Here is a 25,085-nt window from a genome sequence, read left to right as displayed (position 1 = left end):
GAGAGCCGCGGCGCCTAGCGTGAACAGGCCGGAGGCCAGAACTCAAATGCGTTTCCAGATGCGTTCTTTTTTCATCGCTTTTTCCTCATTGATGTTTTTGAGCGCGGGCGCCGCCCAGGCCAAGGTCGAGATCACCGTCGACAAGGACAATCAGCAGATGACCGTCGCCGTTGACGGCGTCGCGCGCTATCGCTGGCCGGTGTCAACCGGCATCCCCTCGCGCGAAACGCCGGGCGGCGCCTTCCGCGCCTTTCGCATGGAAGAGGATCACTACTCCAAGGAATTCGACGACGCGCCGATGCCGCACGCGATCTTCTTCACCAAGGTCGGGCACGCCATCCACGGCACCGACTCGGTCAGCCGCCTCGGCTCGCCGGCGTCGCACGGCTGCGTGCGACTGTCGCGTCAGAATGCCTCGACGCTCTATGCGCTGGTGCAGCAGCAGGGCGTGCTCAACACCACGGTGACGCTGACCGGCTCGGCCCAGGTGGCTCTGGCCCGCAACCCGCGCGGCCGCAACCCCACAGCAGTGGCCCGCGCGCCGCAGCCGGCCGAAGAGCAGTACGCCACCTCAGGCGATCCCGTGAATCTCGCACCGCCGGCGCAGCCCGCCCGCCGCTACATGCCGCAGGACGACAATTACATCTACCCGGCCGACGGCAGCGACACCGGCACGCGCTATCCCGCGCCGCGCTCGGCTAGCCGCCCGCTGTATGACGCACAGGTCTATCAGCAGCAGCAGCAGCCGCAGCAGTACTACAATCAAGGCTACGGCCAGCAGGGCTACTATCAGCCACAGCCCCGGCAATACTATCAGCCGCGCGGTTACTATCAGAACTGACGCTACCGAAACGCGGCGTTGCCGCGTTCGACGATCTTTCGCACAGCATCGACGAAGGCACGCGCGACCGGCTCGAGGATCTCGGGCCCGGTCGCGGCGAGATCGTCCGACGGCGTATGAAACGTCCGATGGCGCCCAGCCATGCCGAGGAAATTGGCGTAGCCCGCCGCGTGCACATCGCGCAGCTCACCGACCGCCTGCTTCTCCGTCACCAGGCGCTTGGCCTCGACATTCGCAAAAGCCTCGTCGGTCAGTGCGACGGCGGATTTGCTCAGCACGAGATAACGCTCTTGCTCGGGCCGATCGGTGCGGGCGCCTTCCGCGAAGGCATAGCAGGCGTTCGACGAACCGAAATGAATCCACGCCAGCGTGTCCTTCGGTGCCGGCGCTCCGTGCTTCAAAAACAGTTCCATGCCGCCATGGCCGATCTCGTGGCCGGCGGTGGCGATGAAAACAAGATGCGCCGGCCATTTCTCGGCGGCGACGGTGCGCGCCAGCGCGAGAAAGTTGGCGATGCCGGGGCCGCGCTCGCAGACGCACGAGTACCAGCCGGTCATCGGCGTCGAGACGACGATGACCGGCCCACGGCCGGCCCCGATCTCGGCGATGACGTTGCGGCCAACAACATCGCGCTCGTAATGGCCCTTGACGTCGAAGGTGACGCGCGCGCCTGAGGCGAGCGCGCGCTCGAACACCGCTCGCGACGCCGCGCCGACCACGATCACCGGCACCGGCCAGGGCGCATCCTCCTGCGTGACGTTATAGGCGAAGCGGTCATCGGCGGGGTTGCCGATCATCAGCAGGATGGCCGCCGGCTTCCTTGCCGCGGCTTCCGCGATCGCCGTACGATGGGTCGGCCCCAGATAGGCGCCGCGATCGAACGGCAGATCGAGCAGAAGGATCTTGCCGGTGACATCGCCATCGCGCGCGAGCGGCGCGGCGAGATGGAAGCTGGCCTTGTCCTCCGGCGGCCACCAGAATGGCGTCGCCTCGACAGAGATGCCGGCAGCTTCAGCGCTGGCCCGCTCGACGACATATTGCCGCCCGAGCACGACGGGCTGGAAGCTGATTTCGAAACCCGCCTGCTTCATCTCGCCGGCGATCCAGTCGGCCGTCGCGCGATCGCCCGCCGAGCCGAAGCGGTGCAGACCGAAGGACGCATAGCGCGCCACATCTTCGTAGAGGCTCGCACCCGAGAGCACATCCTTGGCTAGCGCCTGTCCGACCATGAGAATCGCCATCGTTGCGATGAAGATAAGCCGCATATGAATGGCTCCCTGAACCGTTGTTTTTTGAGAGCCAGTTTCCGCCTTCCCCGGCCGCCGTCAAGCACCTGTCGACCACGAGGCTGGACGAACCGGGCGAAGATTTCATAAGCTCCTCTTTTCACCTGGGCTGCGAACCTTGATGCCGTCACGTGCCGCGACAATCCTGATCGTGCTCTCGGTTCTCACTGCGGGACAAGCCATGGCCTTTGATCTCGAGGCGCATCGCGGCGGGCGCGCGCTGTTGCCGGAAAACACCCTGCCGGCCTTCGCCAACGCGCTGTCGATGGGCGTGGACACGCTGGAGCTCGACGCCGGCGTGACCGCGGATGGCGAGGTCGTCGTGTCGCATGAACGCGGGCTCAATCCCGACCTCGCGCGCGATGCAGGCGGCGCTTATGTCGCCGCGCCCGGTACACCGTTCGTGAAGCTGCGGTTGGCCGACGTCAGGACCTATGACGTCGGCCAGATCCGGCCCGACAGTTCCTACGCGAAGCAATTCCCCGACCAGCGGGCCGTGCCAGGGACACGCATTCCCACCCTGGGCGAGCTGTTCGCGCTGGTGCGCAAGGCCGGCAACACGCGCGTGCGTTTCAACATCGAGACCAAGATCGATCCAAACCATCCGGACGAGTCGCTCGATCCGCGAGGCTTTGTCGCAAAGCTGCTCCAGCTGATCGAGGCCGAAGGATTTTCCGATCGCGTCATGATCCAGTCGTTCGACTGGCGGACCCTGTTGCTCGTCCAGCAGCAGGCGCCCACGATTCCGACGGTCTACCTGACGCTCCAGCGCGGCTCGGGCCAGACGGTGGCGTTGGACAAGGCGACGAACTGGACGGCGGGTTTCAGCCCGGCCGATCACGGCGGCTCGCTGCCGCGGACGATCAAGGCTGCGGGCGGCACGGTCTGGTCGCCCTATTTCGGCGATGTAACCGAGGCGGTCGTCTCGGAGGCACACACGCTCGGACTGCGTATCGTGGTCTGGACCGTCAACAAGCGCGAGGACATGGCGCGCATGATCGAGCTCGGCGTCGACGGCATCATCTCGGACAGGCCGGACCTGCTGCGGCAAGTCGCGGGCGAGAAGGGAATTGCATTGCCGGCGGGAACGCCGGTCGTGCCGTAGCGCTCGATCTCGTGTCCCGGACGCGGCGCGGCATGAAATAACGCGACGCAGAGCCGGGACCCAGAAACGTAGGCCCCGGCTCTGCAGCGCACCGCTACGCGCTGCGCAGCGTCCGCGGCGCGCGATGGTGTCGTAGCAGCCCTACTCCCCATCCCGCAGACGCCGGTACAGCGCGCCCAAAATATTGGAATAGTCGTCGGTCCAGACCCGCACCCGGTCGTCGGCTTCGGTCTGCTCCCATGACTTGGAGGAGGCGAGCCGGCCGACGTCGGCCTCCTCGCGCGCGGAGATGACGACGTCGGTCGAGAAGATGTAGTCCCCGTCGCGTCCGGAATCCTCGTTGAAGACCCAGCTCTTCAGATCGTTGGCATCGGCGATGCCGACCACGACGGTCTCGAGATCGAGGTGCCGGTTGGAGACGTGCATCACCACGGCGCCGTGCGGCGCCAGCTTGTCCTTGTAGATACCCATCGCCTCTTCGGTGGCGAGATGAATCGGGATCGCATCCGACGAATAGGCGTCGACGATGATCAGGTCATAAGCGCCGTCGGGCTCTTTCGCGAAGGTGAGGCGAGCATCGCCGATCACCGGCTTCAGGCCCGGCATGCAGCTCGATATGTAGCGAAAGTTCTTCGGATCGCTCGCCGCGTCGACCATGGACTGGTCGATCTCGAAGAAGGTCCAGCTTTCGCCGGGCTCGGCGGCACAGGCGAGCGTGCCCGATCCGACGCCGATTGCCGCAACCTTCAGCGGCGCGCCCTTGCGCTCGCGGATCGCGGTGATGGCCTGACCGATACCGCCGTCCTTGTGGTAATAGGTGATCGGCTCGGGCCGGCCGACGACCGGCGTGCCGTCATTGTTGCGGAAGCGCTCGGCGCCGTGGATCGTGGTGCCGTGCATCAGCACATGGAAGTAGCCGCCGGGCGTCACCACGATCTTGTGCACGCCGAAGAAGCTGCGCACCGTCGTGACGCGGCCTTCGTCCGCCGGATAGACGCGGATCAACGCCAGCGCGAGCGCGGCGGTGGCGAAGATCTTCCAGCGGCTGGCGTTGAGCGCGAGCGCCAGAAGTGCCGCGAGCACGCCGACGGCCCCCGCGACCCAGACGCGATGATCCTCGAACCAGGTCGAGAGATCGCCGGTCATGTAAGACGGCGCGACCAGCGCCACCGCGAGCACGGCGAGTGCCAGCCAGTACCATCTAACGATGCCCGCCAGCCGCTCGTTCGCCGGCGGCCGGCACAGCGCGGCGAGCGCGACCAGGATCGGGTATTCGGCGATCCAGGAGAAGGTGAATGGAGCAACGAGGCCGGCAAAGAGGCCGCCGACCATGCCGCCGAACGACAGCGCGACATAGAAGCCCGTGAGATATTTGGCGGCCGGCCGTGTCCGCGCCAGCTCGCCATGGCAGGCCATGGCGATGACGAAGAAGCACAGTTGGTGGCCGCCGAGGGTCAGCAGCAGATTCTGTTCGCCGCCGAACGCCAGCAGGACGATGACGCCCGCGATCGCGACCGGCTGGAGCATCAGCATCCATTTGTGCGGCAGCAGCGGCCGCGACTGGAACACCACCACCCAGGTGAGCAGATACAGCGACAGCGGCAGCACCCAGAGCAACGGCGCCGCCGCGACGTCGGTCGAGATGTGTGCCGTGACGGCGATCAGCAGGCCGGACGGCACTGCGGCGAGGAAGATCCAGCGCAGCCGCGTCACGATGCCTGGCGCCGGCGCATTGACGTCCTCGGTCTTTGCGTCGACCACGGCCAGCTTCGGCGAACGCAGCAGCAGCACGCCGCAGGCGGCGATCAGGAGGATCAGGAGGCCATAGCCAAGGGTCCAGAACCGGTTCTGCGTGTGCAGCGTGAAAATCGGCTCCAGCAGGAACGGATAGGACAACAGCGCGAGGAAGCTGCCGATGTTGGAGGATGCATAGAGGAAATAGGGATCGTGTCCGGCAGGATGGCCGGTGCGGACGAACCAGGCCTGCAGCAGCGGATTGTTGGCTGCGAGCGCGAAGAACGGCAGGCCGATCGAGACCACGAACAGGCCGAGCAGCCAGAACGCATAGCCGGAGGCCGGTGGATCGCCGTAGGCCGTGGCGACGCCGAGCGGCAGCGTGGCGAAGGCTGCGATCAGCAAAACCAGATGCACCGCGACCGGAACGATGCGATTCCTGATCTGCATCAAGAGATGCGCATAGGCATAGCCCGCCAGCAGCAGCGACTGGAAGAACACCATCGCCACCGACCACACTGCCGGCGAGCCGCCGAGCCGCGGCAGCACCATCTTGGCGAACAGCGGCTGCACCGAGAACAGCAGCAGCGCGCTGACGAAGATCGCGGCGGTGTAGACCGTCAGCAGCAGCCGGTTGCGCGACGAGGACGGCTGCTCCGTGGCGGCGGGTTGCACGATCGAATCCATGGAAGCTCCGGCTCAAACCCCGGCGGGCGCCGGACGCGCGCAATGGAGCACAGGGCGCATGAACGGGCAATAAAGGGTCTCGTGATGTTGCAGCGACGATTGCTTGATATACAGATGTCATTCCGGGTCTGGTCCTTCGGACCATCCCGGAAAGACCGCGGAACATTTGAATCCTTCATGAGCGAAACCGACGTCATCATCATCGGCGCTGGCCATAACGGCCTCACCTGCGCGGCCTATCTCGCGATGGCGGGCCTGCGCGTGCGCGTCGTCGAGCGCCGCAAGGTGGTCGGCGGGGCCGCGGTCACGGAGGAGTTTCACCCCGGATTCCGCAACTCGGTCGCGGCCTACACGGTGAGCCTGCTCAATCCGCAGGTGATCCGCGACTTGGGCCTCACTGAACAGGGCCTGCGGATCGTCGAGCGGCGCGCCCAGAATTTTCTGCCCGCGCCCGACGGCAGCTATCTGCTCACCGGCGAGGGGCGGACGAAGGAGTCCGTCGCGCGGCTGAGCACGCGCGACGCGAGCGCGCTCGACGGGTTCTCGCGCGAACTGGAAGACATCGCCGACGTGCTGCGGCAGTTCGTGCTGCGTGCGCCGCCGAACCTGCTCGACGGTTTTGGCACGAACGCGATCCGCGAAGTGGTGAACGCGATCCAGAGTGCCAACATCCTGCGTGGGTTGACGCTGGAGCAAAGCCGCAGCCTGCTCGATCTCTTCACCCGCTCGGCCGGCGAGATGCTGGACGAGCGCTTCGAGCACGATCTGGTCAAGGCGCTGTTCGGCTTCGATGCCATCGTCGGCAATTATGCCAGTCCGTACGCGGCGGGCTCGGCCTATGTGATGCTGCACCACGCCTTCGGCGAGGTGAACGGCAAGAAGGGCGTTTGGGGCCACGCCATCGGCGGCATGGGCGCGATCACGCAGGCGATGGCGCGCGCCGCGCAGGGCCGCGGCGTCACGATCGACACGGATGCGGGTGTGCGCGAGATCATCGTCGAGCGCGACCGCGCCGTCGGCGTGGTGCTGGACAACGGCGAGACGATCCGCGCGAAATATGTCGCGGCCAACGTCAATCCAAAGCTGCTCTATACGCGGCTGATTGCGGCCGACGCCCTGCCCCCGGACTTCCTCGCGCGCATCCGGCACTGGAAGAACGGCTCCGGCACCTTCCGCATGAACGTGGCGCTGGACCGCCTGCCCTCCTTCACCACGCTCCCGGGCGACGGCGATCACCTCACCTCCGGCATCATCCTGGCGCCAAGCCTCGGCTACATGGACCGCGCCTATCTCGACGCGCGCGCGCTAGGCTGGAGCCGGGAGCCTGTCGTCGAAATGCTGATCCCCTCCACGCTCGACGACACGCTCGCACCGACGGGCAAACACGTCGCGAGCCTGTTCTGCCAACACGTCGCGCCCGAACTGCCCGACGGAAAGTCCTGGGACGACCATCGCGAGGAGGTCGCCGATCTCATGATCGCGACGGTGGACAAATACGCACCCGGCTTTGCGGCAAGCGTGCTCGGCCGCCAGATCCTCTCCCCGCTCGACCTCGAACGGCAATTCGGCCTGCTGGGAGGCGACATCTTCCACGGCGCTCTGACGCTGAACCAGCTGTTCTCGGCGCGGCCGATGCTGGGCCATGCCGACTATCGCGGTCCCCTGAAGGGCCTCTATCATTGCGGCTCCGGCGCTCACCCCGGCGGCGGCGTCACCGGCGCCCCAGGCCACAACGCCGCACAGGCGATCTTGAGGGATCACCGCTCGCTGTTCGGAAGCCGTGGATAGGTCTGTGGAAAGGGCTGTGGACAGGCTGTTGGCAAGGCTGTGAGAAAGCAGTGGGTCGCCTGCGCGCGGCAGGCCCGGCGCGCCCCGTACAAGGCGGTGCAAAAGCTGCGGATGAGTGGCGGGATAAAGCCGTGGACAACTTTGGGGAAACGGGTGGAGGGCCTGTGGGCATTCCGGTGCCCCCAAAACGACCTCGCCCGCCGGGGGCAACTCCCCGTGCGGGCGATCGTCAGGTAACAGCCTCTAAAGAAAAACAGCCCCCGCCAGGAAATGGGAGGCGGAAATTACTTCAAGGAACTGCTAATCGAACCGAACTTGTCGTTCAAGCTGGTGCCCAGGCTGTTCACCACGGTGATGATCGCCAGCGCGATGCCCGCTGCGATCAGGCCGTATTCGATCGCGGTTGCACCGGATTCGTCCGACCAGAACTTCAAAACCATGCTCTTCAAGACTCGCCTCCGTTTCAATTCCAAGATGCGTTGGCTGAATCCAACACCCGGAAATGTACGGGGTACAACCTGCAGTCAGGTTAAATCGGAACCTGCAAGTTATGCGGAAAATTGGGAACAAAAGTCCCAAAAATTGAACTGACGGAACCCTAGAATGCAGCTTTCTCCCACTCATCGCGCCTGCTTTTCGATCGGCACCGAGGCCGCGGCCAAGCGCGTCGTCGACGTGCTCACGGAGGTCTTTTTTGACGGCGACGCGGCGGTCGCCGCCTTTGAGCGGCCGGACGGACAGTGGGACGTCACGCTCCATTTCGCCGAGACGCCCGATCAGGCATGGCTGCGGGAACTCATTGTAACTTCGGCAGGAAACGAGATCGCCGAAACGCTCATCTTCGACATTGTCGAAGCCAAGGATTGGGTCAAGGCGAGCCTCGAAGATCTCATCCCGGTGCCGGCCGGGCGCTTCGTCGTGCACGGCAGCCACGACCGCGACCGCGTCGCGCCGAACAAGCTTGCCATCGAGATCGAGGCAGCGCTCGCCTTCGGCACCGGCCACCACGGCACCACCCGCGGCTGTTTACTGTTGCTTGACCACGTCCTGAAGAGTTCCCGGCCGAGGAATCTGCTCGACCTCGGCACCGGCACCGGCGTGCTGGGCATCGCCGCCGCGAAGGCGCTGCATCGCGCGGTGCTCGCCTCCGACATCGACCCGCCATCGGTGCGGGTGGCGGCCGAGAACGCGACGCTGAACCACGTCGGCAACCAGGTGCGGGTGATCCGCGCGACCGGATTTGCCGCACCGGACTTTGCCAGATGCGGCCCGTTCGACCTGGTCCTGGCCAACATCCTTGCCAATCCGTTAAGGCAATTGGCCGGCCCGATGGCGCGGCACCTCGTGCCCGGCGCGCGCGTCATCCTCTCGGGCCTCTTGACCCACCAGGCCCCCGCCGTGATCGCCGCCTACCGCGCACGCGGCCTCGTGCCGCTGCGGCACGTGCGGATCGAGGGGTGGAGCAGTTTGTTGCTGCGGAAGATGGGGTAAGGCAGCGTAGGCGCCGTAGGGTGGGCAAAGCGGCTTGTCCGCCATAGCTCGAAGAGCGACGGCGGTGCCCCCTACGACACCGCCCTACTCCGCCGGCTTCTCGTCCCGACGTGTCGCGCGCTTACCCTGCAAGGCACGCCTGGCGCGGCGCTCGGCGAAACGGTCGATCATCTGGCTGATGAGGCCGCGCGGCTTCTTCGGTGTCGTTGCAGCCGGGGCGCGGTGGGCCGGCGGCGAAATCTTCTCAAACATGAACGCTGGCATCGTGTGTCCCCTCGCCGTTGAGATGAACCACCCGCTCGAATTTCCCTGTTATCCGGACGAAGCGCAACTGCTGCATCCTCCACTCCACTCAATTCGAATGGACCATTTTCAAGCACGGTCCGTGCCAGATGCGACCCCAAATGCGTCTACATTGCGGACTGATCGGCATGATCCTAAACTGAGCCATGTTCGAAGCACACTTCCAGACATTCGAGGAGCCCGAGGCCGGCGTCGCATTGACGGCGCGCCTGGCCGCGCTCCGTGAAGAACTCGCCCGCCGCAAGCTGACCGGCTTCGTCGTTCCGCGCGCCGATCAGCAGCAGAACGAATATGTGCCCCCCTCGGAAGAGCGGCTGGCCTGGCTGACCGGCTTTACCGGTTCCGCAGGATTGGCGGTGGTGCTGACGCATGAGGCCGCGATCTTCGTCGACGGCCGCTACACGATCCAGGCGGCCAAGCAGGTCGACGCAAAGGCCTGGGCGGTGGAATCGCTGATCGATCCGCCGCCGGAGAGCTGGGTATCGACGCACCTGAAAGCCGGCGACCGCCTCGGATTTGATCCGTGGCTGCACACTTCTTCGGCAGCCGAGCGCCTCGCCGCCGCCTGCGCCAAGGCCGGCGCCGAGCTGGTCGCGGTCGACAGCAACCCGGTCGACGCGATCTGGCAGGACCGGCCGCAGCCGCCGCTGGCCCCGGTCGCCGTGCACAGCCTGCAAAATGCCGGGGTCGCCGAGGCCGAGAAGATCACGCAAATCAAAAGCGAGATCGCCAAGCTCGGCGTCGACGCGCTGGTGCTCTCCGACAGCCACGCCGTGGCTTGGACCTTCAACATCCGCGGCGCCGACGTCGCCCATACTCCTTTGCCGCTGTCCTACGCGCTGGTGCCGAAGGACGGCCGGCCGACCGTATTCATCGACCACCGAAAACTCTCCAATTTGACCCGCGACCATCTGGAGCAGTCCGCCGACGTGCGCGAGCCCGATGCGATGGCACCGACGCTGATGGCGCTCGCCAAGAGCGGCGCCGCGATCGCACTCGACAATGCCACCGCGGCCGACGCGCTCAGCCGGCTGATCGCAAGCGCCGGCGGCAAGCCGGTGCGCGGCAGCGATCCGATTGCGCTGCTCAAGGCCGTCAAGAACGCGACCGAGATCAAGGGCACACGGACGGCGCACCGCCGCGATGCCGTGGCGCTGGCGCGCTTCCTCGCCTTCGTCGATCGCGAGGCATCAAGCGGCAAGCTGACCGAGATCGACGCGGTCGAGGCGCTCGAGACGTTCCGCCGCGACACCGGCGCGCTGAAGGACGTCTCGTTCCCGACCATATCAGGCACCGGTCCGAACGGCGCCATCGTGCACTACCGCGTCACCCGCAAGAGCAACCGGCGCATCGCGCCGGGCGATCTGCTGCTGATCGATTCCGGTGCGCAATATGAAGACGGCACCACCGACGTCACCCGCACGATGGCCGTGGGCGAGCCGACCGGCGAGATGCGCGACCGCTTCACCCGCGTGCTCCGCGGCCACATCGCGATCGCGCGCGCGGTGTTTCCCGACGGCACCACCGGCGCGCAGCTCGACACGCTGGCGCGGCAATATCTCTGGGCCGCCGGCGTCGATTTCGAGCACGGCACCGGCCACGGCGTCGGCAGCTATCTCAGTGTGCACGAAGGACCCGCGCGGATCTCGAAGCTCGGCACGACGCCGCTGAAGCGCGGCATGATCCTCTCCAACGAGCCCGGCTATTACAAGACCGACGGCTTCGGCATCCGCATCGAGAACCTCGAGCTGGTGGTCGCCGCCGACATCGAGGGCGCGGAAAAACCGATGAACGCGTTCGAGACGCTGACCCTGGCACCGATCGACCGCCGGCTGATCGATGTCGCGATGCTGGGCAAGGACGAGCTCGACTGGCTCAATGCCTACCACGCGCGCGTCCGCGCCGAGGTGCGGCCGGCACTGGACGAAGCGACGAAGGCCTGGCTCGATCAGGCGACGGCCGAGCTGAAGGCGTAAGCTCGCGCCGGAGATGCATGGCGCTACGCGATTTGCGCAACGCTCTCACCTCACACTCGCTGTCATGCCCCGCGAAGGCGGGGCATCCAGTACGCCGCAGCCTCTCGATTCAATCACTACGGCCTCTGGAATACTGGATTCCCCGCCTTCGCGGGGAATGACACCGAAGATGTGGCACGACCGCACAACATCTCAGCACACGCACCCGTAGGATAACGGTCTCCACACGCTGTTATCACAACCGTCCCGAAATCCGAATAGCCGCATTCCGAAACGCCGATATCCGTCTTGCGTGAGCACGCTACAGTCGATTCGACTTCGAAAGACGGACGACTATGCACGGCATGATCAGCAGGCCGCCGGACGCGGCGACGAAAAACATCGCGACCTCGCGCGTGGTGTTGCTGCTGCTGGTCGTCATGACCGGGATCGCGCCGATCTCGCTCTATATCCTGGTTCCGGCGCTGCCCGTGCTGGCGACGACGTTCGGCCGCGACATCTCGATCGCGCAGATGACGGTGTCCCTGTACATGGTCGGCATCGCACTGTCGCAGCTCATCATGGGACCGCTGTCGGACAGGTTCGGCCGGCGTCCGGTGCTGCTTGGCGGCCTCGCGCTGATGGTCGCGGCGAGCATCGCCTGCATCTTCGCCGAAACCCTGCCGCAACTGATCGCAGCGCGCTTCTTCCAGGCGCTCGGCGGCGCCTCCGGCATGGTGGTGAGCCGCGCCATCATCCGCGATATCTACGAGCGCGACCGCGTCGCCTCCATGATCAGCCTCGTAATCGCAGCGCTCATGATCGGCCAGATGGTCTCACCGCTCACCGGCGGCCTGATCGAGACCGCATTCGGCTGGCGGGCCATTTTCTACGCCGTCACCTTCGCCGCGATCGCGGTCGCAATCGGCATCGCGATCGCGTTGCCCGAGACCCGCCGCGATCGCGCGGTCGGCAGCGGCGGCTTTCGCAGCGACGTCGGCACCCTGATCAAGAGCCGCGCCTTCATCGGCTACGTGATGTGCCAGGTGCTGGCGTCCCAGATTATCTTCACCTTCGCCGGCGGCGGCCCCTACATCGTGGTGACGCAGATGGGCCGGACCAGCGCCGAATATGGCGCCTGGTTCGCGACAACAGGTTTTGCATATCTCGTCGGCAATCTGCTCTGCGTGCGCTTCGCGCCGCGACACTCGCTGGAAAAGCTGATCTGGTTCGGGCTCGGCCTGCAACTCTGCGGCAGCCTGTTGAACCTGCTCTGGAGCTTCACCGGCTGGAACGAGGCTCCGAGCTGGCTATTCGGCACGCAGATGATCGTGATGGTCGGCAATGCCTTCGTGATGGCGAACTCCGCCGCCGGCGCCATCAGCATCCGCCCTGAAGCCGCCGGCACCGCATCAGGCGCGATGGGCTTCCTCCAGCAGGGCATCGGCGCGCTGATGTCGCAATTCGGCGCCTATCTCGGCGGCCACTCCGCCACCACGCTGCCGCTGACCTCCGCGGTGCTGGCGATCTCGCTGCTCTGCGCCTGCATGATGATCTTCGTCGTTCCTCGCCGCGAGGTGGTGGTGAGCGAGGAGTTGATCGAGCAGGCGGAAGAGGAAGAGACGGGGATGATGTGAGAGGGGCGATTGGCCTCGCACCAATCTCGGTGTCATTCCCCGCGATAGCGGGGAATCCAGTACACCGCGGCCCATCGGTTCTATCACAGCCGTCTCGGAGTACTGGATCGCCCGGTCAAGCCGGGCGACGACAGCGGAGTGAGTGGCACGAGCGCGCCCCAATCACTCCCCGATCAGCGTCAGCCACTCGTCCTCGGTCAACACCTTGACGCCGTGCTTGTTGGCTTCCGCGAGCTTGGAGCCCGCGCCGGGGCCGGCGACGACGAGGTCGGTCTTCTTCGACACCGAGCCCGACACCTTGGCCCCCAGACGCTCCGCGGTGGCCTTGGCCTCGTCGCGCGTCATCTTCTCCAGCGATCCCGTGAACACCACCGTCTTGCCGGCGACGGCGGAATTGCTCTTCGGCTTCTCGGCGTCGATGATCTCGACTTCCTTGGTCAGCCGCTCGACGATGCCGCGATTGTGGCTCTCGCCGAAATAATCGGCGATGCTCTTGATCACGGTGTCGCCGATCTGGTCCAGCGCGTCCATCTCGGCCATCGCCTCCTCGTCGCCCTTGGCGACCTTGAGACAGGCGTCGTGGAAAGCGTCCCACGAGCCATAGCCGCGTGCGAGCGCCAGCGCGGTGGTCTCGCCGACATGACGCATCCCGAGCGCAAAGACGAAGCGCTCCAGCGCGATTCTGCGCCGGCTCTCGATGGCGCCGAACAGGTTGCGCACCGACGTTTCGCCGTAGCCCTCGATCTCCTCGAGCTTCAGCTTCGCATTGCGCTTCTCCAGCGTGAAAATATCGGCGGGCTCCTTCACCCATCCCTCGTCGAAGAAATACTGGAGCTGCTTCTCGCCAAGACCGTCGATGTCGAAGGCGCGCCGCGACACGAACAGCTTGAGGTGCTCGATCTTCTGATAGGGACAGGCGAACTCGCCGGTGCAGCGGGCGCGCGAGCCCTCTTCACCGGCCGCCGTCTCCTCGCGCGTGACGTCGGTGTGCAGCGGGCACGGGCACTTCGTCGGGAACTGGAATTCCTTGGCGGTCTTCGGCCGCTTGTCGAGGACGACGTCGACCACCTGCGGGATGACGTCGCCGGCACGCTGGATCACGACGGTGTCGCCGATCCTGATATCGCGCCCCTCGCGCAGAACCTCACCCTTGTTGCCGATTCCCTTGATGTAGTCCTCGTTGTGCAGGGTGACGTTCTGCACGATCACGCCGCCGACGCCGACCGGTTCGAGCTTGCCGACCGGCGTGAACGAGCCGGTGCGGCCGACCTGGATCTCGATGTCGCGCAGCACCGTCACGGCGCGCTCGGCCGGGAATTTGTGCGCGATGCCCCAGCGCGGCGTGCGTGAGACGAAGCCGAGCCGTTCCTGCCAATCGATGCGGTCGACCTTGTAGACGACGCCGTCGATGTCGTAATCGAGTTTTGCGCGCTGCTCCTCGATCGACTGATGGAACGCGAGCAGCTCCTCGACGGAATGACAGAGCCTGGTCAACGGATTGGTCTTGAAGCCGCAGCGCTCGAACCAGCCGATCATGCCGCTCTGCGTCCCCTCCGGCATCGCGCTCATCTCGCCCCAGGCATAGGCGAAGAAGCCCAGGGGGCGCGAGGCGGTGATGGTCGGGTCCTTCTGCCGGAGCGAGCCCGCGGCCGAATTGCGCGGATTGGCGAAGATGGTACTGCCTTCCGCCTTCTGCCGCTCGTTGAGCGCGAGGAACGCCTTCTTGGTCATGTAGACTTCGCCGCGCACCTCGCAGACGTCGGGGACGTTGCGGCCTTTCAGCTTCTGCGGCACGTCTTCGAGCGTACGGATGTTGGCGGTGACGTCCTCGCCTTCAGCGCCATCACCGCGAGTCGCCGCGGTGACGAGCTCGCCGCCCTCGTAGCGCAGCGACATCGAGAGGCCGTCGATCTTCGGCTCGGCCGAGAAATCGACCTTGTCGTCGTCGAGCTTCAGGAAGCGCACGATGCGGCCGACGAAGTCGCGGACGTCCTCTTCGGCAAACGCGTTGTCGAGCGACAGCATCGGAACGGAATGCCGGACTTTCCTGAAGCGACCCGACGGTGCCGCGCCGACTTTCTGGGACGGCGACTCCGCGCTGACGAAATCCGGAAAGCGCTTTTCGATCGCGTTGAAGCGCTGGCGCAACGCGTCGTACTCGGCGTCGGTCACGGTGGGCGCGTCCTCTTGATAGTAGCGCCTGTCGTGCTCTTCGAGTTCGAGTGCGAGCCGCATGTGCTCGACCTTGGCCTGCGCCTTGGTGAGGTCGGCGACGTCGCGAAGCGGCCTTGCTTTGGATTTTGCTGCTCTTGCCATGGTGCTTGGATACGACGGAGCGGGCGGGAGGGTAAAGGCGGTTGGTCTCGTGCCCCGGACGCTGCGCAGCGCGGAGCAGTGCGCTGCAGAGCCGGGGCCTATGTGGCGGCATTCCGGGTCCCGGCTCGTGCTACGCGCATCCGGGACACAAAGTCTAACTCGCCGCCTTGAGCAGCCGATCGGCAGCCGCCCTCGCCTCGGCCGTGATCTCGGCGCCGGCGAGCATGCGGGCGATCTCCTCGCGGCGGTGGTCGGCGGCCAGCGCATTGACGCGGGTGGCGACGCGTTTGCCCTTGTCGAGGGCGTCCTTGGAGATCAGCAGATGCTGGCCGGCACGGGCGGCGACCTGCGGGGCGTGGGTCACGGCCATCACCTGCACCTTGCCGGCAAGCCGCGCGAGCCGCCCACCGATGGCGTCCGCGACCGCACCGCCGACCCCGGTGTCGATTTCGTCGAACACCAGCGTCGGCGCCGAGCCGCGGTCGGACAGCACGACCTTGAGCGCCAGCAGGAAGCGCGAGAGCTCGCCGCCGGAAGCGACCTTCATCATCGGACCCGGCTTGGTGCCGGGATTGGTCTGCACCCAGAACTCGACGCGGTCGAAACCTTGCGGGCCCGGCGCGGCCTCATCGGTCTCGACTTGCGTCATGAACTTGGCGCGTTCGAGCTTGAGCGGCGCGAGCTCGGCGTTGACCGCCTTGTTGAGCTTGTCCGCCGACTTCTGCCGCGCCATCGACAGTTTCTTGGCGGCAGCGGCATAGCGCGCGTCAGCCTCGATCGCCGCCTGCTCCAGCTTCTTCAACCGCGAAGCACCGGCATCGATCAGGACGACGTCGGCAGCATATTTGGCGGCAAGCGCGGCGAGGCCATCGACCGGCGTCGAATATTTACGCGAGGCGGCGCGCAGCGCGAACAGCCGCTCCTCGATGCGCTCGAGCTCGCCCGGATCGAAGTCGGTCGCGGCGAGCGCGGCCAGGAGATGCTGGTCGGCTTCCTCCAGCGCGTTGATCGCGACGTCGATCGCCTTCACGGCGGGCTCGACCAGCGCCGGCGAGTTGACACCGCGCCGCTCCAGCCGGCGCACCGCGGCCGACAGCGAGGCGACCGGCGAATGATTGCCGCCGACGGCTTCCTGCGCCTCGCGCAAATCGGAGGCGATCTTCTCGCCCTGCATCATGGTGGTGCGGCGACCGGCGAGCGAGGTCTCCTCGCCTTCCTTGGGCGCGAGCTGCTTCAACTCGTCGGAGGCGTGGCGCAGATAGTCCGCCTCGCGCGCGGCGCGCTCCATGGCGGTGCGGTGCTCTTCCAGCGCGGCGCTGGCCGTGCGGCGCGCGTCCCAGAGCGCTTCGACCGCGGTGACGTCCTTTTCGAGCCCGGCAAAGGCGTCGAGCAGGCGGCGGTGGGTGGCGGCATCGACCAGCGCGCGCTCGTCATGCTGGCCGTGGATCTCGACCAGGGCGCCACCGACCGCCTTCAGCGTCTGCACGCTGATCGACTGGTCGTTGATGAAGGCGCGGGTGCGGCCGTCGGCGAGCTGCACCCGGCGGAGAATCATCTCGCCGGTATCATCCAGGCCGTTCTCGGCCAGAATCCTCGTCGCGGGGTGATTTTTGGGGATATCGAAGACGGCGGTGACCTGCCCCTGCTCCGCGCCATGGCGCACGAGCCCGGCGTCGCCGCGGCCGCCGAGCGCCAGTGCAAAGGCATCGAGCAGGATGGATTTGCCCGCACCGGTCTCACCGGTCAAAACCGCAAGTCCGGTGGCGAATTCGATATCGAGCCGCTCGATCAGGACGATGTCACGGATCGACAGACGCGCCAGCATGGAATCAAATTTCCTAGCCGAGACTATAGGCCTATCTTCTTGAAGGCCCTGCTCATCCAGGAACCCTGATTCTCGCTCGGCTCGAGACCCCCGGATTTTACAAGATTATAGGCGTCCTTGTACCAGCGGCTGTCAGGAAAATTGTGGCCAAGCACCGCAGCTGCGGTCTGCGCCTCGGCGACGATGCCGATCGTCATATAGGCCTCGGTGAGCCGGAACAGAGCCTCCTCGACATGGCGGGTGGTCTGGTACTGCGTGACGACGGCCTTGTAGCGGTTGATCGCCGCCGTGTAGTCGCGCTTCTGCATGTAATAGCGGCCGACATTCATTTCCTTGCCGGCGAGCTGGTCGCGCGCACCCTCGATCTTGGCCTTGGCCGAGGTCGCATATTCCGAGTTCGGATATTTGCGGTTCACCTCTTCCAGCGCGGCGATCGCCTTCTCGGTGCGGGCCTGGTCGCGGCTGATGTCCGGGATCTGATCGTAATGGGAGGCGGCGATCAGGTATTGCGCATAGGCCGCGTCCGGGCTGCCGGGATGCAGCGTGACGTAGCGGGTCGCGGCGCCGATGCAGCCGTCATAGTCGCCGCCCTGGTAGGAGGCATAGGCCGACATCAACAGCGATTTGCGGGCCCAGTCGGAATAAGGATGCTGGCGGTCGACCTCTTCGAACTTCTTGTTCGCCCCCTTCATGTCCTTCTTCTCGTTCATGAGGTACAGGCCCTCATTATAGATCTTGTCGGCGGGCTCCTCGGTGAAGGTGTCGTCCTTGGCGGTGAACTTGTCCCAGAGCGCGCCGGTGCCGCAGCCGGCCAGCGGCAGCGCGAGCACCACGAAGGTGGCGGCTTGAAGCAGCCCGCGGACTCCAGGCGAGACCGAGAGATATCCGCGCGTCATACGCTGTGCCGACATGAATTTAAGCCCTGACGCCCTGTGATGCGGTGTCCGCCAGCCCATGAACCCCGTCATGGGCGCGAAATGTAGCCGTGGTGCCTGCCATGCGACCACGCCGTGTAACCGAAAAACGATCTCGAACCAACCGGATAGGCAGGCATTTCGCCCGGATTAAGGCGAACGCGCCGCAATCCTAGCCGATCATCGTTACCAGGAGTTTCCCGGGGAAAGCTGCCGCCAAACGCAGGCGGCAACAGAACGCCAGTGGCGACAGGTCCCTTCAGGACACGTCCGGCCCGTAGGCCGCGGCGATCCGGCCGCCGACGATGCCGCGACCGACTTCGCCCACGGGACGCGTGGTGCGGCGGACCGCCTCGCCCTCGACCACCCGCCAGGCGGTACGGTCGGCGAGCAGCGCGGTCAGGACAGCGTGGTTGAGCTTGTGACCGCCACGCACCGAGCGGTAGGCGCCAAGCAGCGGCAGGCCGGCCAGCGCGAGATCGCCGATCACGTCCAGCACCTTGTGGCGGGCGCATTCGTCGGCGTAGCGCAGGCCCTCGGTGTTGAGCAGCCGCTCGTCGTCGAACACGACGGTATTGTCGAAGGAAGCGCCGAGTGCGTAACCCGCGCTCCAGAGCCGGGCGACGTCGCACATCAGGCCGAAAGTCCGGGCACGGCCGACTTCGCGGCGGAAGCGCTCCGGGCTCAGGTCGAAGCCGTAGCTCTGCTGGCCGATGACGGGATTGGTGAAGTCGATCTCGATATCAACGCGGAATCCGTTGGCGTGGGGCCGGATCTCGCCGAAGGAGTCACCGACCTTGGCCGAGATCGGCTTCAAGATCTGAATGAAGCGGCGCTGTGCCGGCTGGCTGACGATGCCGGCCTGGTCGATCGCGGCAATGAAGGCCGCGGCGCTGCCGTCCATGATCGGCACTTCCGGTCCGTCGATCTCGATGGTGGCGTTGTCGACGCCCATGCCCCGCAGCGCAGCGAGCACGTGCTCGGCGGTCGAAACCAACGGGCCGTCACGATCGCCGAGGACGGTGGCGAAGTCGGTCGCGATCACCTGGTCGGCGGTCGCCTGAATCTCACGGTCACTTCCCTCGAGGCCGGTGCGGACAAAAACAAACCCCGCATCGACGGGCGCAGGCCCCAGCGTGAGAGTGACGGGAAGCCCGGAATGAACGCCAACGCCGGCCACGGTGGCTTGCGCACGAAGCGTTGTTTGCCGGCTAAATTTCATCAGGAATCCGCCCCACTACGACCCACTGCGACTTATACTAGGCCCGCTTGGCCGGCCAGTGCCGACGGTTGCGAATCTCCGTATCCCCAAGTCACGGCAAACCATAGTCACAGCCTCAAACAGCGCCAACTCACGCTTTTTTACCGATTGTTACCCCAAACCTGCCGTATTCGCGCCAAGGCTTAACCAAATTGCGCCGGAGTTTGGGACCGTTATCGGCAGTTTTACTGAACCACCAAATGCGTAATTAATGATTTAAAATCAGTTGTTTGATGCCGCAATCCGGACATGCACGGGACCAAAGGAAAGGTCCCGGCAAGCTTCCCGCCGGGACCTTTTTTCGTCAGCCTTATTGTAACAATCCTCAGGTCGCCTGACGCCTCAGGAAGGCCGGGATATCAAGATGGTCGTCACCCTGTGGCGCCGGCGCAACAGGCGCCGGGCGGCCATGCATGTCCAGGCCCTGAGGCGCAGGACGGCGGGCATACTCCGATACCGGCTCGCTCGCCGCGATCTGCTGCGCCACGCTCTTCTGGGGCCGGCGATCGGGCAGCGGCGGCATCGCGGGACCGGCGGTGCGGGCTGCGACCGGCGCCTCACTCTCCTCGTCGCGGCGGCCGAGGCCGACATTGGCGAGGCGCTGGAGCAGCGACAGGCGGGTCTTCTGCGGGGTCTCTTCTTCAACCTCGCCGCGGGCTTGGCGAAGCTCGGCCTGGGCCGGCATCGGCAGTTCGTCGATACGCGGCATCCGCGGTGCACGGACCGGCCCACGCTCGGCCTGCGGCGGGATGAAAGTTTCCGGCGTCATCGGCTCCTGCATCGCGACCGGGGCCATGTCAGGCTCCGGAAACAGCGTCGGCTTCTGCGCGATCGGGCGTACCGTGACGTCGCCATAGGTCTGCATCGGCGCGGGCGCCTGCGGGACCTCGGCAACGGCAGCCGCGATGGCGGCAAGCGCGGCGCGCTCGACATTCGGACGCGGCGCGGTCGGGGCGGCGGCCGGGATCTGGGCTTCCAGCTTCTGGGCGCGCTCGGCCATGCGCTGATTGTCGGCGCGCAGACGCGCGGTCAGATCGGCGAGACGGCTCTCGGCAGCGGCGGCCGGAGCAGCGGGAGCCTGCTGCACCTGTTGAATCTGCTGCGGCGCCGCGTTCGCGACCGGGGCGCTGGTGGCCTGGGTGTTGCGGGCGATCGTTGCCTGCTCGATGCCGGTGGCGACGACCGAGACGCGGATCAGGCCGTCGAGCGCTTCGTCGAAGGTCGCGCCGACGATGATGTTGGCGTCCTGATCGACTTCCTCGCGGATGCGGGTCGCGGCTTCGTCAACCTCGAACAAGGTGAGGTCCTTGCCGCCGGTGATCGAAATGAGGAGGCCCTTGGCGCCCTTCATCGAGCTATCGTCGATCAGCGGGTTGGCGATCGCGGCTTCAGCGGCGGTCAACGCGCGCTTGTCACCGGAAGCTTCGCCCGTACCCATCATCGCCTTGCCCATCTCGCGCATGACGGCGCGAACGTCGGCGAAGTCGAGGTTGATCAGACCTTCCTTGACCATCAGGTCGGTGATGCAGGCAACGCCGGAATAGAGCACCTGGTCGGCCATCGCGAAGGCGTCGGCGAAGGTGGTCTTCTCGTTGGCGACCCGGAACAGGTTCTGGTTCGGGATGATCAGGAGCGTGTCGACGACCTTGTGCAGCTCGTTGATGCCGGCCTCGGCGGTGCGCATGCGGCGGCCGCCCTCGAAGTGGAACGGCTTGGTCACGACGCCGACGGTGAGGATGCCCATGTCGCGCGCGGTCTTGGCGATGACGGGAGCAGCACCGGTGCCGGTGCCGCCGCCCATGCCGGCGGTGACGAACACCATGTTGGCGCCCGAGAGATGGTCGCGCAGTTCGTCGATCACCTCTTCCGCCGCCGCCGCGCCGACGTTCGGCTGCGAACCCGCGCCGAGGCCTTGCGTGACCGCGGTGCCCATCTGCACGATGCGCTGCGCCTTCGACATCGTCAGCGCCTGCGCGTCGGTGTTGGCGACCACGAAGTCGACGCCCTGGAGGCCCGCCGTGATCATGTTGTTGACGGCGTTGCCACCGGCGCCACCGACGCCGAACACGGTGATCCGGGGCTTCAATTCGTGAATATCAGGAACATTGATGCTGATGGTCATGTTTGCCTCTCGATCACGCGCGCGTGGGTTCGCCCCGGCCGGCGGCCGCGGGAGTTGGTGAAATGCGAAGGTTGCGGAACCGGTTCATCAGAAGCCCTCGCGTAGCCATCGTCCGACCTTTCCAAAATAACCGCCCGTCCCTGTCTTGACCTGCTGCCGCGTATGCCGCGGTTCGACATGCTCGTGATGAACATATTGCGGGTAGACGAGGAGCCCGGCCGGCACCGCAAACGCGGCGTTCTTCGCCTCGTTGGGCAGCCGGCCGAAACCGAGCGGACGTCCGACCCGCACGGGCCGGCCGAGAATCTGCGTGCCGAGTTCGACGAGGCCGGTGAGCTGCGAGGCGCCGCCGGAGAGCACGACGCGTCCGTTGGGCTCTGAGGCGAAGGGCGAATCCTTCAGCTTGTCCCGAACCATTTCGAAGACTTCCTCGGCACGGTGCTTGACGATGTTGGCGATGGTCGCGCGGGAGACGATCTGCGGCAGATCCTGCTCGTCACCGGCTGTCGGTACAGACATCAGCTCACGCGAGTCCGATCCACCGGTGATGACGGTCCCATATAACGTCTTGATTCGCTCGGCATCGGCAATGGTCGCGGAGAGTCCGCGCGCGAGATCCATCGTGATGTGTTGCCCGCCGACCGCAAAGCCCGCCGCATGCACGAAGCGGCCGCCGGAATAGACCGCGATAGTGGTGGTGCCCGCGCCCATCTCGACGACGGCCGCACCGAGATCGGCCTCGTCGTCGGTCAGCACCGACAGGCCGGCCACATACGGGCTCGCCGCCATGGCTTCGACATTGATGTGGCAGCGCTCCACCGCCAGCATCAGGTTACGGGCAACGGTGGCCTCGCAGGTGACGACGTTCATGTCGACGCCGAACTGATGCGCGACCATGCCGCGCGGATCGCGGATGCCCTTGACGCCGTCGAGCGTGTAGCCGACCGGCAGCGCGTGCAGCACGGTGCGGCCCTCGCCGGTGGCGTGGCGCATGCCGGTCGAGGTGACGCGGCTGACATCGGCCGGCGTCACGGCGCCGCCGCGGATGTCGGCCGCAGCTTCGACCAGCTGGCCGGAGAGCCGGCCGCCGGAGACCGACAGCAGCACGGACTCGACCCGCACCTTGGCCATCTTCTCCGCCAGCCCGACGGCCTGGCGTACCGCCTGCTCGCATTCGGCAAGATCGATCACCGCGCCGGCCTTCATGCCGCGCGACTGGATCTGGCTGTAACCGATCAGCTCCACCGCGTGGGTACGGTCGCGCAGGGCTTCGCTCGGCGCCGACGGCCTCAGCCGCGCAATCATGCAGGCGATCTTGCTGGTGCCGATATCGAGGCAGGCGACGATGCCGCCGCGCTTGTGCGGCATCGGGCGCGTCTTCGGGGTCTGGGTGCGATCAAGACCGGTCATGCGGCGTCCCCGGCCTTCTTTTTCTTCTTGTCCTTGAACAGGTCCTCGCGCGCCTTGGCGGCGTCGTCGGACAGCTGCACCACCAGACGATCGGGCAGGCGCATGTCGACGGCGACGATGTCGCGGGAGAACAGCTTGTCCTCCTTGTCGAGCCTGGACAGCATAGCGAGGGCGTTGCCGACGTCCTGCTCGGGCAGACGGATGTCGAGGCCATCCTTGAGCCTCAGGTTCCAGCGCCGCTCGCCGACATAGATCGCGGCCTTGGTCACCGAATTGATCTGCGGATAGCGCGCCAGCAGCGCCAGGAAATCGCGCGCCTGGGTGTCGGCGCCCTTGCCGACCACGAGCGGCAGCGACAGGAACCGGCGCGAGACGTAAGGCTCGAGCACCGCACCATCATCGGCGATGACGGAGAGCCGGCCGGCCTCCTGCCACAGCGCGAAGGCCTGGCGCTCGGTGATGTCGATCATGAGCCGGCCCGGATAGAGCTTCAGCACGGTCGCATCCGCAATCCAGGGATTGGCCTTGAGCTTGTCGCGCACGACGTCGGCGTCGAGGAACAGCAGCGAGGAGCGGCCGCTGACCCCGCCGACCGCGAGGATCTCGTCCTGGCTGAGCTGCTTGCGGCCGTTGATCACGACAGAGGTGATGCGGAAGCCCGCAGAATTGGCCAGCGCGTTGCGGGTGTCGCTGACCGCGGCGATGAAATCCTGGAGGTGGCCGCCCCTGACGATGCCGAAGCCGCAGCTTCCGACCAGCAGCAGAACGGTCATGGTGATCCCGACCCGGCGCGGCGCATAGCGCTCGACCAGCGCGACCATGCGCGGCGGCGGCTCGCGCTCGACGACGGGCTTGGCTTTGGTCTTGGACCTGATCTTGTTCTGGGCGGCAGCGCGCTTCTGGTCGCGCTTGTCCTGCACCCACTCGCGCAGAAGCACGACCGCTCCGATAGCGGCCGCCTTCAGGTCAGCTTGGGGCCTCAGCGATCTCAGAAACGACCGGGTGAGGCTTCCTGCACCATCCATTGCACGAGCTCGTCAACAGTTAGCCCGCGACATCGCGCGGGTCCTGGCGAACATGACGTCTCGGACTTGCCGGGCCGGGTGCTGGTCTTCAGAAGAAGAAAACCTCTCCCCTTCAAAGCGTTCGCTGGAGGTGACATCACCCGCAACAGCCCACGCGCCGGCAGCCAAAGCGTCATATGCGCCGCCAGCGTTAACCTTCGGACGTCCTGGTAAACAAAAGGTAAACTTCGTTAACGCGGGATGCGTTTTGCCCAGGCATGTGAGGCATTTATGCCGCGATGTCCGGCATTTTACCGGTTTTGGGTTCCAAAACCGGGCATTTCGGCCGTTCGGCCGTTAACCAGTCCTAATTATTTTCTGACGCCCCGCCCGGCGAGCTCGACCAGGCCGCGCAGGAAGTCGACGAACGCGATGCCTTCGGCTTTCAGCGCCTTTGGGTAGAGCGAGGACTTGGTCAATCCGGGCAGCGTGTTGGTCTCGAGATAGATCAGGCCCCTGTCGGAGACGATGAAGTCCGAGCGGGAATAGCCGGTGCAGGACATGGCGCGATGCGCCAGCATCGCCTGCTCCTTCAGCGCAGCGGTGATCTCGGGCGCAAAACGGCCGGGGCAGATCTCCTGGGTCGACTTCAGCAGATATTTTGCGGCGTAATCGAAACTGCCCTCGCCCGGGATGATCTCGATCGGCGGCAGCGAGATGATCGAGCCGTCGGGGCGCTCCAGCACGCCGCAGGTCGCCTCGACGCCGGCGATGTAGGGCTCGATCACATAGTCTTCGTGCTTCGCCGCATTGCGGACGGCGACGAGATCCTGCCTGGCGTTGACGAAGATCAGGCCATAGCTCGAGCCGTCGCGCGCCGGCTTTGCGATCAGCCGGCCGTATTCGGCGAAGGCCTCGTCGATCTTGTCCAGCGCAACGTTGGCCGGCGGCGTCACGCCGCCGAGCGCGGCGAAATGCTTGGCCGCGATCTTGTCGAAGGCGAGATGCGAGGAGGCCGAGCCCGATCCGGTGAAAGGCACGCCGCGCGCCTCGCACATCACCTGCAATTCGCCGTTCTCGGCGCGCCCGCCATGCAGGCCGAGCACCAGCACGCGGCCCTCCGCCTTGGCCTGGTCGAGCGCCTGCCCCAGCGGAATGCCCGATGTGCCGGGCTTGAACTCGTCCTCGAACGGACGGGCGTGTTCGAGCAGTTGCTTCGACTGCACGACATGCACCTTGTCCTCGACGTCCCACCACCAGAGATCGGCCTCGGGCAGCGCCTGATGTAGCGCCTGGGCTGAGGCGACCGAAACCAGACGCTCCCGGTTGGAGCCGCCGAAGAGGATGGTGATGCGCATGTTCATCGTCCGCAATCTCTCCATTTCGTCATTCCGGGGCGCGACGAA

The 25,085-nt window shown here is 65.8% G+C and carries 18 protein-coding genes; 6 read left to right on the top strand and 12 right to left on the bottom strand.

The features are described from left to right. Nucleotides 1-58 precede the first annotated feature (58 nt). On the top strand, nt 59-841 hold the full coding sequence (locus ABIB99_RS26810) for a L,D-transpeptidase (protein ID WP_063981555.1): 783 nt from the start codon (nt 59-61) through the stop codon (nt 839-841). A 2-nt stretch (nt 842-843) separates the two neighbouring features. Here the strand turns inward: ABIB99_RS26810 and ABIB99_RS26805 are convergent, their stop codons facing one another. Then, nucleotides 844-2,106 carry a hypothetical protein gene (locus ABIB99_RS26805; protein WP_063981554.1) on the bottom strand — a complete coding sequence of 421 codons (1,263 nt, stop codon included), beginning with the start codon at nt 2,104-2,106 and terminating at the stop codon, nt 844-846. Nucleotides 2,107-2,248: 142 nt separating this feature from the next. Here ABIB99_RS26805 and ABIB99_RS26800 point away from each other — a divergent pair, with 142 nt between their 5' ends. Beyond that, nucleotides 2,249-3,232, top strand: coding sequence for a glycerophosphodiester phosphodiesterase (locus tag ABIB99_RS26800; protein ID WP_063986145.1), 984 nt, complete (start codon nt 2,249-2,251; stop codon nt 3,230-3,232). Nucleotides 3,233-3,373: 141 nt separating this feature from the next. On the opposite strand, the gene ABIB99_RS26795 is transcribed toward ABIB99_RS26800, so the two are convergent. Beyond that, a complete protein-coding gene (locus ABIB99_RS26795; protein ID WP_063981553.1) occupies nt 3,374-5,653 on the bottom strand; it encodes a fused MFS/spermidine synthase in 2,280 nt (759 codons plus the stop codon). A gap of 177 nt (nt 5,654-5,830) precedes the next feature. Here ABIB99_RS26795 and ABIB99_RS26790 point away from each other — a divergent pair, with 177 nt between their 5' ends. Beyond that, a complete protein-coding gene (locus tag ABIB99_RS26790) occupies nt 5,831-7,441 on the top strand; it encodes a phytoene desaturase family protein (RefSeq protein WP_063981552.1) in 1,611 nt (536 codons plus the stop codon). A 284-nt stretch (nt 7,442-7,725) separates the two neighbouring features. Here ABIB99_RS26790 and ABIB99_RS26785 read toward each other — a convergent pair whose 3' ends face one another. Then, nucleotides 7,726-7,881, bottom strand: coding sequence for a Flp family type IVb pilin (locus ABIB99_RS26785; RefSeq protein ID WP_094183922.1), 156 nt, complete (start codon nt 7,879-7,881; stop codon nt 7,726-7,728). Between the two features lie 163 nt (nt 7,882-8,044). On the opposite strand from ABIB99_RS26785, the gene ABIB99_RS26780 reads away from it, so the two are divergent. Beyond that, nucleotides 8,045-8,932 carry a 50S ribosomal protein L11 methyltransferase gene (locus ABIB99_RS26780; RefSeq protein WP_354178214.1) on the top strand — a complete coding sequence of 296 codons (888 nt, stop codon included), beginning with the start codon at nt 8,045-8,047 and terminating at the stop codon, nt 8,930-8,932. A gap of 84 nt (nt 8,933-9,016) precedes the next feature. Here ABIB99_RS26780 and ABIB99_RS26775 read toward each other — a convergent pair whose 3' ends face one another. Beyond that, the gene (locus ABIB99_RS26775) at nt 9,017-9,196 is read right to left on the bottom strand and encodes a hypothetical protein (protein ID WP_028147633.1); all 180 of its coding nucleotides are present in this window, start codon (nt 9,194-9,196) and stop codon (nt 9,017-9,019) included. A 185-nt stretch (nt 9,197-9,381) separates the two neighbouring features. Between ABIB99_RS26775 and ABIB99_RS26770 the strand changes: the two genes are divergently transcribed. Together ABIB99_RS26770 and ABIB99_RS26765 are read left to right on the top strand one after the other, a co-directional pair. After that, entirely contained in the window at nt 9,382-11,211 is a 1,830-nt protein-coding gene (locus tag ABIB99_RS26770) for an aminopeptidase P family protein (protein ID WP_063981549.1), read from the top strand. A 335-nt stretch (nt 11,212-11,546) separates the two neighbouring features. Beyond that, nucleotides 11,547-12,827, top strand: coding sequence for a multidrug effflux MFS transporter (locus ABIB99_RS26765; protein WP_063981548.1), 1,281 nt, complete (start codon nt 11,547-11,549; stop codon nt 12,825-12,827). 162 nt (nt 12,828-12,989) lie between these two features. On the opposite strand, the gene ligA is transcribed toward ABIB99_RS26765, so the two are convergent. From ligA to ABIB99_RS26725, 8 genes are all read right to left on the bottom strand, one after another. Continuing rightward, nucleotides 12,990-15,143: an NAD-dependent DNA ligase LigA gene (gene ligA, locus ABIB99_RS26760; RefSeq protein ID WP_354178210.1), complete on the bottom strand. Its 2,154-nt coding sequence runs from the start codon at nt 15,141-15,143 to the stop codon at nt 12,990-12,992. Nucleotides 15,144-15,297: 154 nt separating this feature from the next. Continuing rightward, nucleotides 15,298-16,968, bottom strand: a complete 1,671-nt coding sequence (recN, locus tag ABIB99_RS26755) for a DNA repair protein RecN (protein WP_247304062.1) — start codon at nt 16,966-16,968, stop codon at nt 15,298-15,300. Between the two features lie 23 nt (nt 16,969-16,991). Further along, nucleotides 16,992-17,879: an outer membrane protein assembly factor BamD gene (locus ABIB99_RS26750; RefSeq protein WP_028147628.1), complete on the bottom strand. Its 888-nt coding sequence runs from the start codon at nt 17,877-17,879 to the stop codon at nt 16,992-16,994. Nucleotides 17,880-18,141: 262 nt separating this feature from the next. After that, nucleotides 18,142-19,104 (bottom strand): UDP-3-O-acyl-N-acetylglucosamine deacetylase, encoded by a 963-nt coding sequence (lpxC, locus tag ABIB99_RS26745; RefSeq protein ID WP_208088185.1) that lies wholly within the window; start codon nt 19,102-19,104, stop codon nt 18,142-18,144. Between the two features lie 364 nt (nt 19,105-19,468). Beyond that, nucleotides 19,469-21,265, bottom strand: coding sequence for a cell division protein FtsZ (gene ftsZ / locus ABIB99_RS26740; protein ID WP_071910402.1), 1,797 nt, complete (start codon nt 21,263-21,265; stop codon nt 19,469-19,471). An 87-nt stretch (nt 21,266-21,352) separates the two neighbouring features. Continuing rightward, nucleotides 21,353-22,675: a cell division protein FtsA gene (gene ftsA, locus ABIB99_RS26735; protein WP_071910400.1), complete on the bottom strand. Its 1,323-nt coding sequence runs from the start codon at nt 22,673-22,675 to the stop codon at nt 21,353-21,355. Continuing rightward, nucleotides 22,672-23,700 carry a cell division protein FtsQ/DivIB gene (locus ABIB99_RS26730; RefSeq protein WP_354178206.1) on the bottom strand — a complete coding sequence of 343 codons (1,029 nt, stop codon included), beginning with the start codon at nt 23,698-23,700 and terminating at the stop codon, nt 22,672-22,674. Before ABIB99_RS26730 ends, ftsA begins: the two co-directional genes overlap by 4 nt. A 350-nt stretch (nt 23,701-24,050) precedes the next feature. After that, on the bottom strand, nt 24,051-25,037 hold the full coding sequence (locus tag ABIB99_RS26725) for a D-alanine--D-alanine ligase family protein (protein ID WP_354178389.1): 987 nt from the start codon (nt 25,035-25,037) through the stop codon (nt 24,051-24,053). Between the last annotated feature and the right edge of the window lie 48 nt (nt 25,038-25,085).

Origin of the sequence: Bradyrhizobium sp. LA6.1 (genome assembly GCF_040547805.1) — a bacterium.
Taxonomy (GTDB): Bacteria; Pseudomonadota; Alphaproteobacteria; order Rhizobiales; family Xanthobacteraceae; genus Bradyrhizobium; species Bradyrhizobium barranii.
The sequence above is the reverse complement of the archived record's forward strand: the minus strand, read 5'-3'. Positions and strand labels throughout refer to the sequence as shown.